Annotated in this window: 10 protein-coding genes; all 10 read right to left on the bottom strand. The window is 30.2% G+C overall.

Annotation, left to right across the window (positions count from 1 at the left end):
• Positions 1-112: 112 nt before the first annotated feature.
• Positions 113-1,153 (bottom strand): recombinase RecA, encoded by a 1,041-nt coding sequence (recA, locus tag BUB36_RS07510; protein WP_073148623.1) that lies wholly within the window; start codon positions 1,151-1,153, stop codon positions 113-115.
• Positions 1,154-1,315: 162 nt separating this feature from the next.
• Positions 1,316-2,560, bottom strand: coding sequence for a competence/damage-inducible protein A (locus tag BUB36_RS07515; protein ID WP_073148625.1), 1,245 nt, complete (start codon positions 2,558-2,560; stop codon positions 1,316-1,318).
• 67 nt (positions 2,561-2,627) lie between these two features.
• Positions 2,628-3,161, bottom strand: a complete 534-nt coding sequence (gene pgsA / locus BUB36_RS07520; RefSeq protein ID WP_073148627.1) for a CDP-diacylglycerol--glycerol-3-phosphate 3-phosphatidyltransferase — start codon at positions 3,159-3,161, stop codon at positions 2,628-2,630.
• Positions 3,145-4,491 carry a 30S ribosomal protein S12 methylthiotransferase RimO gene (gene rimO, locus BUB36_RS07525; RefSeq protein ID WP_073148629.1) on the bottom strand — a complete coding sequence of 449 codons (1,347 nt, stop codon included), beginning with the start codon at positions 4,489-4,491 and terminating at the stop codon, positions 3,145-3,147. Before rimO ends, pgsA begins: the two co-directional genes overlap by 17 nt.
• Before the next feature lie 4 nt (positions 4,492-4,495).
• Positions 4,496-5,560, bottom strand: coding sequence for a tRNA 2-selenouridine(34) synthase MnmH (gene mnmH, locus BUB36_RS07530; protein WP_073148631.1), 1,065 nt, complete (start codon positions 5,558-5,560; stop codon positions 4,496-4,498).
• 160 nt (positions 5,561-5,720) lie between these two features.
• Positions 5,721-7,994 (bottom strand): DNA translocase FtsK, encoded by a 2,274-nt coding sequence (locus BUB36_RS07535; RefSeq protein WP_073148757.1) that lies wholly within the window; start codon positions 7,992-7,994, stop codon positions 5,721-5,723.
• A gap of 320 nt (positions 7,995-8,314) precedes the next feature.
• The gene (locus BUB36_RS07540; RefSeq protein ID WP_073148633.1) at positions 8,315-9,157 is read right to left on the bottom strand and encodes a ClpP family protease; all 843 of its coding nucleotides are present in this window, start codon (positions 9,155-9,157) and stop codon (positions 8,315-8,317) included.
• Positions 9,158-9,332: 175 nt separating this feature from the next.
• Positions 9,333-10,547, bottom strand: a complete 1,215-nt coding sequence (dapG, locus tag BUB36_RS07545; protein WP_073148635.1) for an aspartate kinase — start codon at positions 10,545-10,547, stop codon at positions 9,333-9,335.
• Positions 10,548-10,735: 188 nt separating this feature from the next.
• On the bottom strand, positions 10,736-11,005 hold the full coding sequence (locus BUB36_RS07550; protein ID WP_073148637.1) for a YlmC/YmxH family sporulation protein: 270 nt from the start codon (positions 11,003-11,005) through the stop codon (positions 10,736-10,738).
• 77 nt (positions 11,006-11,082) lie between these two features.
• Positions 11,083-12,357 (bottom strand): M16 family metallopeptidase, encoded by a 1,275-nt coding sequence (locus BUB36_RS07555; protein ID WP_073148639.1) that lies wholly within the window; start codon positions 12,355-12,357, stop codon positions 11,083-11,085.
• Positions 12,358-12,496 lie beyond the last annotated feature (139 nt).

Here is a 12,496-nt window from a genome sequence, read left to right on the forward strand (position 1 = left end):
TATATAGGATTTACATAGTAAAACTTAATTTATACATGTACAAATACGCAACGTTTCTGGGCGTTTTGGATATGTATAAATTAAAGTCTTTACTTAAATTCCTATAATTGGCTTATTTGTTTTTTTCTGGCTTAACCGACTCTTCTTGCTTCATTTCTTCTTTTATGGGTAAGTTATAATGCTTTCTAACCATTAAATCTAATTCCGATAGCAATTCAGGATTTTCAATTAGGAATTGTTTAACATTTTCACGACCTTGACCTAGCTTAATATCTTTATAGCTATACCAAGAACCAGACTTTTTAATTATTTCCGCATTTACAGCACTATCTAGTATTCCACCTTCCTTAGATATACCTTTACCATACATTATATCAAATTCAGCTTGTTTAAATGGTGGAGCAAGCTTATTCTTGACTACTTTAACCTTAGTTCTATTTCCCATAAATTCATTGTTCTGTTTAATAATATCTACTTTTCTAACATCAAGTCTAACTGAAGAATAAAATTTCAGTGCCCTACCACCTGTAGTAGTCTCTGGGTTTCCAAACATAACTCCTACTTTTTCTCTTAATTGATTTATGAAAATTGTTGCGGTTTTAGATTTATTAATAATACCTGTTAATTTCCTTAAAGCCTGTGACATAAGCCTTGCTTGTAATCCAACATGACTGTCTCCCATTTCACCAGCAATTTCAGCTTTAGGTACAAGTGCAGCAACGGAATCAATAACTATTACATCAATAGCACCACTTCTTACTAGAGCTTCAACGATTTCTAAAGCTTGTTCTCCTGTATCAGGCTGAGAAACAATAAGGTTATCAATATCTACACCTAAGCTTTTACAGTATACAGGATCTAAAGCATGCTCAGCATCTACAAAGGCTGCAGTGCCTCCCATACGTTGAGCTTCAGCAATAATATGAAGGGCAACTGTAGTCTTACCTGAAGACTCTGGTCCATAAATTTCAACAACTCTTCCTCTAGGGACACCACCTATTCCAAGAGCTATGTCAAGTTCAATGGAACCTGTTGAAATGCTCTCTATATTAAGTCTATTTCTATCATCGCCAAGCTTCATTATGGACCCTTTGCCAAACTGTCTTTCTATTTGATTTAAAACAGTCTCTAATGCTTTGTTTTTGTCACTCATATTATCCCAGATATAATAAGTATAGCCATCTTTAAAATGAAAATTCTAAATTGGTTATATATCTGGTTTTCACCTACCTTTCTTCCTCGAACAAATGTTCTATAAGTTAATTATACATAATTTTGCTTAGTAGGTCAACTATAGTTATCAATATTTTAAAATTTAATTTATAAATTCCATTTCTATGGTTTTTCTAATTAAGTTAAGTGCCGATATTGCAGTATAATTTCTAATCTTATTTCTATCTCCCTTTAAACTTAGTTTCTTAATAAAGGTTTTTTTATCAGTTGCTATCCCAATATATACTAAACCAACTGGTTTTTCTAGAGTACCACCTGTTGGTCCAGCAATACCAGTTATTGATAAACAAATATCACTTTTAGTTATAGTTTTTAAACCCTGGGCCATAGCAGCAGCTGTTTCTTCACTGACAGCACCATGTTCTTTAAGAATTATTTCATCAACATTTAATTCTTGTATTTTTGCAGTATTGCTGTATGTTACGATAGCCCTATCTAAAGCCTTAGAAATACCAGATATTGCAGTAAGTTTTGATGCTAACAAGCCTCCAGTACAAGACTCAGCTAAAGAAATGGTTATGTTATTATCTATAAGCATTTTTGCAACTACTTCTTCTAATGTTTCATTATTATAGCTATATATTTTTTTACCTAACCTCTTTTTAACTTCATTCATAATTGGATTTATAAAGCCATCAATTTCTTCATCTGTTTCTCCTTTAGCAGTTATACGTAAGCTCAATTCTCCATCCTTGGCATAGGTAGCAAGGGTTGGATTAGTTTGATTAGTAATAATATCTTCTAAAGCAGTTTCAAGGCTTGATTCTCCTATATCAAAAAATTTAATGATTTTAGACTTAATTTTAAATTCTGACTTGCTCAGTAAGTATGGTTTAACTAAATTTAAGAATAAGCTCTTCATTTCCTTAGGAGGACCTGGCAATGATATTATAATCTTTTCATCTGCTTCAATAATAAAACCTGGAGCAGTTCCCTTTTCATTGTCCAAAACAATACTATCATGGGGTATATAGGCTTGCTTTTTATTATTGATTGTCATCTCCCTATTAATACTAATAAAAAAATCCTTTATCTTATTATAGGTTGGTTTATGTAGTATTAGTTCCCTATCTAATGCATTTGAAATAGTTTCTTTAGTTAAATCGTCTTGAGTAGGGCCAAGACCTCCAGTAGTAATGATTAAGTCAGAAAATTCGAGGGCATCTTTAAATATTTTTTCAAGCCTATCAGGGTTATCTCCAACTGTAAGATGATATAGCACATTAATTCCTAGTTCGTTAAGCTCCTTAGATAAAAAAGCGGCATTTGTATTGACAATTTGACCCATTAACAGCTCGGTTCCAACAGTTAATATAGTGCAATTCAACTGACTTTCTCCCCTTTGCTAAAAATGTTTTTAATCTAATTAGTATTTATCTTCTTATGATAAGACTTTACATAAGCACTTGCTTGTTTTTATTGATATAATCAAACCCAGAAATTATGGTTAGTATTACGGCAGTCCATACAGCTATAGTATCAAAGGGAATGTTGAATAATCTAAAAGGATAATTATTGAAAAGCAACACCAAAATAGCAACTATTTGTGAAATAGTTTTAGCTTTTCCCCATGGACTGGCAGCTATTACTATTCCTTCCGATGCAGCTACTGCTCTAAAAACGCTAACAATAATTTCCCTTGATATAATAATAACTGTTACCCAAGCTGGTAGCTTGTCCATTTGCACAAGAGATACTAAAGCAGCTGTTACTAAAAGCTTATCGGCTAATGGATCCATAAACTTCCCAAGCTTTGTGATTTGATTTCTGCTTCTAGCAATATATCCATCTAAGCTATCAGTTAGTGCTGCAATTATGAATATAACTACCGCAATCGTTACTCCGTAAGGAATCTTTGTTAAAAGAAAAAACATAAAAATTGGAACTAACAAGATTCTAAGAATAGTAATCTTATTCGCTAAGTTCATTGACAACCTCTCCTATTAAATCATATTCAAGAGCATCGATAATTTTTGCTCTTATAAACTCACCAATATTAATATTTAAATGGGAATTTATATAAACAACACCATCAATTTCTGGAGCATCAAACTCAGTTCTTCCCACATACACATTTTCATTTTCTATCTTTTCTTCTATAAGTATATCATATACTCTGCCTATTTTATCCATATTTTTCTTTAAAGATATATCTCTTTGAAGAAGCATTATTTTATCTCTTCTATTTTCTTTAATATCTTCAGGAATTTGCTTAGGTAATTTGGCAGCTGGGGTATCCTCTTCCCTTGAATAAGTAAAAACTCCAAGCTTATCAAATTCTATTTCTTTAACAAAATCATAAAGCTCTGTAAATTGCTCATCGGTTTCACCTGGAAAACCTGTTATTAAAGTTGTTCTTATTGCTATATCAGGAATTTTCTTTCTTAGTTTATTAATAACAGTTATAATATGCTCCTTTGTTGTTCTACGATTCATTTCTTTAAGGATTTTATTGTTACAGTGTTGAATAGGTATATCAATATATTTACATATTTTTTTATTTGATTCAATAACTTCTATCAGTTCATCACTGATTATATCTGGGTAAGAATATTGTAATCTTATCCATTTTAATTCTTCTATAGAATTAAGCTGCTTTAGTAATTCACATAATTGATAATTGCCATATAAATCAATACCATATCTTGTTATATCCTGAGCAATGACTATTAATTCTTTAGTTCCATTCTTTGCAAGGTTCTTTGCTTCATTAACTATCTTCTCAATTGGTCGACTTTTGTACTTACCTCTTAACTTAGGTATTATACAATAGGTACAGTAATTATCACAACCCTCTGCAATTTTAAGATAAGCAGTATAAGATGGAGATGTTAGAATTCTTGGTAAATCATATTCTACAGCTTTGTCAGAATTAGCTGTAGAAACAATTCTTTCATTATTTTTCAAAATCTTATTAATAATCTTTGCAATTTCATTAAAATTCGTGGTACCTAAAAAGGCATCAACTTCAGGGATCTCCATAGATAATTCCTTCGAATACCTCTGAGCTAAACATCCAGTTACAATTAATATCTTACATTTACATGTTTTTTTTAGCTGTGCAAGTTCTAAAATTGTATCAATTGATTCCTTCTTAGCACTCTCTATGAAGCCACAGGTATTAATTATAATTATATCTGCCTCTGATTCATCATAGGTGAAATCATAATTATGCTCCTTCAAAATACCTAACATTATTTCTGAATCAACTTGGTTCTTAGAACATCCTAGGGTTTCTAAGTATATTTTCTCATTCACTGGTTTATTTACTCCCTTCGTCTAAATTTTTACTAAATATAAAGTCTTTGATTTTATCTACCGCATCATTAATTTTGTTATAATCTATGGTTAAATCAGTTCTATCTATTTTATCTATTGAGTACTTATAGAGTGGATCGTAATAATTTTTAATTAGGAATTCTATGACAAATTCATAATCACCACTTTGAATTCTACTTATTAGTATTTCAACATTTTTATTTCCTAATCTTTTATTAAGATGTTTAATACATTTTATAAGCTTTTCATCTATTTTGCAGTCTTCTTTTATATAATCACTATATATATTTATGATTCTATTTTGTAAGCTGGTCTTTATTAAAATATGGTAACCTTTCTTCATTGACTTCATTATAGAATCAGGAACATTGATACTGCCTATTCTTTTACTTTCACTCTCCACAACTACATATTTTTTATCATTGTAATATAGGTCATTAAATAATAATGACTCAAATTGTTTTTGTGAGGGAGATTTTCCTTCAAAAAGTAAATCTCCAAATACAGAGCCAGAGTTTTTTGCAAGTTTTTCCAAATTCAAAACTGAAATATTATCTTCTTCTAATTTGTCTATAATAATTGTTTTACCAACACCTGTCAAGCCATGGAGTACAACAAACTTGAAATCTTTTACATGGTTTTGTATATAATTGATAACAAATTTCCTATAGGCTTTATACCCACCTGATAATCTATATACATTTTTTACTTGGAGTGTTGTCAATACATTACAAATTGATTTACTCCTCATACCCCCACGCCAACAATATAGTATAATATTTTCATACTCTTTCTTAAGCTTTAACACTTTACTATATATTTGTTCCAATTTACATGAAGCATATCTCAATCCTAAAATTTTTGCTTCTTCTATGGTTTTTTGCCTATATACCCTCCCTACTTCACTACGTTCTTCGTTATTAAGAATAGGTATATTTATTGAACCAGGAATATTGGCTTCCAAAAATTCATTTTCTGAACGAACATCTATAAAAATTGTATTAGGCAATTTAATGGCTTGTTCGATATTTATAAAATTTTGTCTCATAATTCTTCCCACCACGATTCTATATTGTTTAGATTAATTAAATCATTCCCATAAAAACATGTCCCCAATCCACCAGTAAGAACTAGTAAAATTGAGCTTCTGTCAAAGTATAACATATTGTAGATTTTTTCTGCAAGCTGAAAGCGCCCTAGGCGCTTTATTAACTAGTCTTACTCTTTATTTCTTTAAATTCTTCTTTTGATATAAGTACATTTCTTGGCTTGCTTCCAAGATTTTCACTAACTATGCCTCGACTCTCCATCTCATCTATTATCCTCGCAGCTCTATTATAGCCTATTCTGAATTTTCTTTGAAGCATAGAAATAGATGCTTGCTGTGTGTCAATAACTAAATCTATGGCATCAGAAAGTAATTCATCAACCTCTTCTTCCTTAGAATTTTGAGTTTCAGTAATTTTTTCAATTATATCTTCCTCATAATTTATATCTTCAACTTGATTTTTAATAAACTCAACAACTTTATTTACTTCTCCATCAGAAACAAATGCTCCCTGAATCCTTTGTGGCTTTGATGAACCAACAGGATAAAAAAGCATATCTCCCTTACCTAATAGCTTTTCTGCTCCCCCCATATCTAGAATAGTTCTTGAATCAGCCCCAGAAGAAACAGCAAAAGCAATACGAGAAGGAATATTTGCCTTAATAACACCAGTAATAACATCTACAGAGGGTCTTTGAGTGGCTACTATTAAATGTATTCCTGCTGCTCTAGCCATTTGTGCAAGTCTACATATTGCATCTTCAACTTGACTTGGAGCAACGATCATAAGGTCTGCCAATTCATCAATTATAACTACAAGCTTTGGTAGTTTTTCATCCTCTGCGTCCTTTATCTTTTCATTATAAGCATCTATATCCCTCACACTATTTTGTGCAAAAAGCTTATACCTATTTGTCATCTCCTGCACAACCCAATTTAAGGCTGCCGCTGCCTTTTTAGGATCTGTTACAACTGGAAGTAATAAGTGGGGAATTCCATTGTAGCAGCTAAGCTCTACAACCTTAGGATCAATGAGTAAAAACTTAACTTCATGGGGAGAAGCTTTATATAAAATACTAGTAATTAAACAATTCACACAAACACTCTTTCCTGATCCAGTGGCCCCAGCAATAAGCATATGGGGCATTTTGGCTAAATCATCTACAATTGGCTGACCTGAAATATCCTTACCTAAAACAAAGGTTAATTTTGAAGTTTTATCAGTAAATTTATCACTTTCAATTACTTCTCTTAACGTTACAAGTGTAGAACTAGGATTTGGCACTTCAATACCAACTGCAGATTTCCCTGGTATAGGTGCTTCAATTCTTATATTTTGAGCTGCAAGATTTAAAGCAATATCATCGGATAAATTCACAATCTTGCTCACTTTAACTCCTGGTTTTGGCTGCAATTCATAACGGGTTATTGTAGGTCCTTTACTAATCTGTATCACCTTTGCATCTACCCCAAAATTCTGTAATGTTTCTTCTAAAATCTTAGCTTTATTTAGAATATCCTTTTTATCCTTCATTGAATTACTATTTTCATTGGGATTTAGTAAATCAATATTAGGTATTTTATAATTCTCTAAATTATTATTTTCACTAATATTTATATTCGTCATACCTTCTTCTTCATTTTCATTTAAATCTTTATATTTCATTTTTTTTCCGTTTCTGGTATTTGAATTATCCTTAGGTAAATCAACTGATCTTTTATAATTGCTAGTATAATCAAGAATTTTTATTTTCTCGTCCACAATATCTTTATTGTTTTCAGTATTTTCTTGAACATTTTTAGCTATAGTTTTTGCTTTTTTATTAGATTTTGATTTCTTTTTTTCATTATCTGCAAGTAAAGTCTTTGAAGTTAATAAATTGCCAATAGAAGCTTTTATGAATTCAAATAGCATCGTCATAGCTTTAACAAACAATTTAACTACATGCACTAAAGATAGATTTGTTGAAAGTATTATTGCTAATGTACCTATTGTATATGCAATAATATAGCTCCCCTTAACGCCAAATAGAAATAATAAAATAGATGTTATTATATTACCTATAATCCCCCCACCAATACCACCTTCAACCCCTAGCCAGTAAGACTTGCTAAAGAAGTATTTTAATGAACTATAGTTGGAGAAATCACTAGGTATATATTCTCTTTGAACCAATGAATATGTAATAATAAAACATAAATAAAGGCTAAGAAAGCTAATCATAAACTTCCCTTTTTTCTCTTGAAACCTACTATTTAAAGAAAAGAAAGCTGTTATTATTATTAAATAAGGTAGTATGTAGGCTGGTGTAGATAATACCCCCATAAACAGGTTCTTTATGAAAATTCCTAATTTGCCTACAGAATTAGTATGTAAGCTGAAAATACATATTATACCAAAAGAAACTTGAATTAAAGCTTTTATTTCCTTCATTTTTTCGGTTTTTTTATCTTGTTTCTTTTTACTCCTTGTCCTTTTTTTTGCCAAAATGATCACCTCTTATCTTTAGGAAAAATGACCTACAAAAAAATAAAGTGTTAAATTGATTAACACTTTATAGAAATATTATAACATACAATGTATGTTTAAAAAATATAGTTTGAACTAGATTATTATTAAATTTAAATCGCCACACTAGATAATAAAATTTTTTGCTTCCTAAGATACCTTAGAGAGTTTTAATATTTCAAAGAAAATATTAAAACCCCCGTGATAAAAACTAACACAATAAGTTAAATTTAAATCTATACTTGTTATGATAGTATTTCTTCATCATTTCCTACTTTTTCATCATCTCCATGGTCTTCCTTTGTCTTTGTTTTTTCTTTCTTCTTTCTCTCTTCCATAATCATATCATTTAATTTCTTTAACGCCTTATCTAATCCACCTACTTCATCGATCAAGCCAAGGGCTACTGCCTTTTCCCCAATTAAAATTGTTCCGATATCATTTGCAATTTCGTCGGTTTCATTCATGAGATCAACAAGTTTTTCTCTAGAAATTTTCGATGTTCTTGTAACAAAATCTATAATTCTTTCTTGCATCTTTTGGAAATATTTAAAGGTTTGTGGAACTCCGATAACTAATCCATTCATTCTTATTGGATGAATTGTCATTGTAGCCGTTGGAACAATATAAGAGTACTTACATGAAGTGGCCAGTGGTACTCCAATACTATGACTGCCTCCTAAAACTAGAGATACAGTAGGCTTAGATAAGCTTGCTATCATTTCAGCTATTGCCAAGCCCGCTTCCACGTCTCCTCCTACAGTATTTAATATCACTAAAAATCCTTCTACTGAATCATTTTGCTCAATTGCTACCAATTGAGGTATAATATGCTCATATTTTGTAGATTTGTTTTGTGGAGGAGATGCACTATGTCCTTCAACATGACCAATTATCGTTAAGAATTGTATATTATTGCTTATGCTAGGAATGTTTTGAGTTCCCATTTCTTTTATATTTTTTAAATTTGAATTTTCGCTTACCTTTATTTTGGATTTTTTTGAATCTGGAATATCTATCTTAGATTTTTTTACATCCTGATCTTCAGAATTATTAAAAGATAAATTTATATCCCTATAAATATCCATAATCAACACTCCTAAATTTTATATTATTATTATTTTAGCCATAAAAAAAACTACTATACTGAAAAAATAATATAGCAGTTTAAAAATTTAAATTATTTTTAATAGCTAAGCTAGTTTCTATAGCAAAATTTTAGTATTTGCCTAAGGGAAATTTCATGATTCATCATCTATATTCTTATAATTCAAATTCTTGATGTAAAATTCTTACTGCATTTATTAGATCCTTACTATTGATTAAACAAGATATGGTGGTATTTGAATCCGAGGACTGAAGAATTTTTATATTTTCTCTAGATAAAGCTCTGGCTAATCTGGCCATTACTCCAGGTACACCATGCATTTTATAACCTATAATTGTTACTTTGCTACAATTCTCAGTGATTTTATACTCAAGATTATAGCTATCTAAAATTTTTCTAATAGTTTGTAAATCCTTTTCAGCTATAGTAAATATCTTTCTGTCGTCAAAAAAGTTAATCATATCGATACTTATCCTTTTATCGGTTAATTCCATTAACAATGAATCATTTTTTTCGTCTTCAGAACTTATATTGATTATAACTTGAACTATATCATTCATATGGGCTACAGCCGTAACTAATTTCTTAGAATAGCTTTCATTTGTCTTAATTACTGAAAAAGGGCGTTTATTATTTATAATGGTACCATCTGTATCGTTAAATGTATTCTTTACTTTTAGAGTTAAATTTGCCCTTTCTGCAATTTCAACAGCTTTAGGATGGATAACCTTTGCTCCACACTTTGCCATTTGATAAACTTCGTTATAACATAGTGATTGTATTACATTTGCTTCCGACACAAGTCTAGGATCTGCTGTCATTACTCCATCAACATCGGTATATATTTCTACCACCTCAGCATTTAAAGCTTCACCTAAGATTGCCGCCGAAGTATCACTTCCTCCTCTACCTAAGGTTGTAATATCTCCATCCTTCGTTGCTCCTTGAAATCCAGTGATAACTACTATCTTATCATCCTTAAGATAATTAATAATCCTTGTTGGATTAACGCTTATAACTTGTGCTTCCCCAAAATTGGAGTCAGTAATTATACCTGCTTGAAATCCTGTTAATGCCACAGCGTCATATCCCTTTGACTTTATAGTATTGGTCATTAAAACCGCCGATATAATTTCTCCACAACTCATTAATAAATCTAATTCACGACTAGTTAATTCTGGGTAAATTGACTTTGATAGTTTAAGTAAAGTATCTGTTGCATAGGGATCTCCGTTTCTCCCAATAGCAGACACAACAACAACAGGAAATTTACCACATGCCTTTGTTTCAATAACCTTTTGAGCTACCCTTTCCCTTAAATCCTTTGTAGCAACAGATGTACCTCCAAATTTTTGAACCAATATATCCATATTTATCCCCCTTGTATCATACCTAATGTCAAGTATGCAATTTATAGGGATACTTGCTTTAATCATTTAAATACAAGTATCCATAAACTATATTTTATATTATGATTACTGCTGTAGGGATGTTACCTTTAGATTTATTTTCATAAATCTATTTTTATATAGTCATTATTTTATCAAAAAAATCTTGATCACAGATACAAGCCATTATCACCATATTGGTTACTATTAAGCTCAATAATAATCATATCATTACCAACCTTCTTTACACATTCCCAGGGAATCTCTATAAAGTTTCTATCAGAAAAAATTGAAAAACTACTTTTTATATCTGGTACTAATAAAGCCTTAATTTTTCCTGTTTTTTCATCTATAAGCAAATCAGATTCGGCAACCATTCCAAGTCTACAGCCATCACTTATATTTACTATTTCCTTTCCTCCAAGTTCACTAAATCTCATAATATTTTTCCTCCTTTTATCTAACCTGTTTGTACTATTTTATAATTTAAAAGGAAGAAATATGACAATAAAAAAAATTATAATAAATTATCCTTTATATATTCAAAACTCTCTTTCGTAGTATTTTCATCTAGTTTGCCAACTATTGATAAGCTGAACTTATCCCCTTTAAATATTTTGTTTATAATATTTTCCATGTCAGACATATTGACACTATCAATGCTTTTTAAAACTTCTCCTATACTCTTTATTTTCTTTCCAAATATCTCATATTTACCCAACATAGTCATTATACTGCTTGTGCTCTCTAAACCTAAAATATAATTACCTTTTAGTTGCTCTTTAGCTCTATTTAACTCCTCTTTTGTTATATAATTATTAACTAATTTATTTATTTCTATTGTTATCAATTCTGTAACCTTTTTAAGCTGCGAAGGATTTAAACTTACATAAATGGTAAATAAACCGAAATTTTTGTAAAAACTTGGATGAGAATAGATTGAATATGCTAATCCATGTTCTTCCCTTATTATCTGGAATAATCTTGAACTCATACTTCCACCAAATATATTATTTAAAATATATAGTGGATATATAATATCTCCATCATTTGCTACCCCGTTAAAGCCAATACATAAATGTATTTGCTCAATATCTTTACTCCTATAGATATAATTGCTATGAAATATAGGCTTTTCAATATTTCTTTCATCCGACGATTCAAAGGCATACCATCCAAACTTTCTATTTAGCTCTTTTATCAAATTGCTTTCATCAAAGCTTCCAGCAACGGCAATAGCAATACTGTCCCTATTATAGTTGGTTTTCATATAATTCACTAAATCTTGTTTTGATAAAGATTCTATTGAATCTTGTGTTCCTAAAATTGGCAAGCCTAATGAATGTCCATTAAATATTACCTTTGATAAGGAATCATATACTAAATCCTCTGGTGAATCCTCATACATACTTATTTCTTCATAAATAACACTTTTTTCTTTGATTATATCATTTTCATCGAATTTTGAATTCAGTATCATATCACTTAAAATATCTATGGCAATATCCATATGTGAATCCAATACCTTAGAATAATAACAAGTATACTCTTTACTGGTAAAAGCGTTTATTTGTCCGCCTATACTATCCATATCAGAAGCAATTTCCTTTGCAGTTCTATCAAATGTACCTTTGAATAACATATGCTCGATAAAATGTGAAATACCGTTATTATAAATATTTTCAGAAACTGAACCAGTTCTAACCCATATTCCTATAGATACAGATCTAACATGGGAAAGTTTTCTAGTAATTACTTTAATTCCATTATTTAAGATAAATTTTTTATGCATTATAATCTCCCTTGCTAAATTACTTGTACTTTTTTTAATGACAAAGATATCTTTTCTCTTTGCGGATATTATTTCTTTACTCATTAAAAATTTGTGAAATTTTACTATTAAAGTATAACTTCACAAATTGCATAAGATT

Origin of the sequence: Paramaledivibacter caminithermalis DSM 15212, assembly GCF_900142245.1 — a bacterium.
Lineage (GTDB): Bacteria > Bacillota > Clostridia > Peptostreptococcales > Caminicellaceae > Paramaledivibacter > Paramaledivibacter caminithermalis.

Excerpts from the sequence above, each read along its gene's own strand:
- BUB36_RS07555 (WP_073148639.1), bottom strand. The coding sequence starts at position 12,357 with ATGCATAAAAAATTTATCTTAAATAATGGAATTAAAGTAATTACTAGA.
- recA (WP_073148623.1), bottom strand. The coding sequence starts at position 1,153 with ATGAGTGACAAAAACAAAGCATTAGAGACTGTTTTAAATCAAATAGAA.
- dapG (WP_073148635.1), bottom strand. The coding sequence starts at position 10,547 with ATGGATATATTGGTTCAAAAATTTGGAGGTACATCTGTTGCTACAAAG.
- mnmH (WP_073148631.1), bottom strand. The coding sequence starts at position 5,560 with ATGAGACAAAATTTTATAAATATCGAACAAGCCATTAAATTGCCTAAT.
- BUB36_RS07535 (WP_073148757.1), bottom strand. The coding sequence starts at position 7,994 with ATGAAGGAAATAAAAGCTTTAATTCAAGTTTCTTTTGGTATAATATGT.
- pgsA (WP_073148627.1), bottom strand. The coding sequence starts at position 3,161 with ATGAACTTAGCGAATAAGATTACTATTCTTAGAATCTTGTTAGTTCCA.
- BUB36_RS07550 (WP_073148637.1), bottom strand. The coding sequence starts at position 11,005 with ATGAGATTTAGTGAACTTGGAGGAAAGGAAATAGTAAATATAAGTGAT.
- BUB36_RS07540 (WP_073148633.1), bottom strand. The coding sequence starts at position 9,157 with ATGGATATTTATAGGGATATAAATTTATCTTTTAATAATTCTGAAGAT.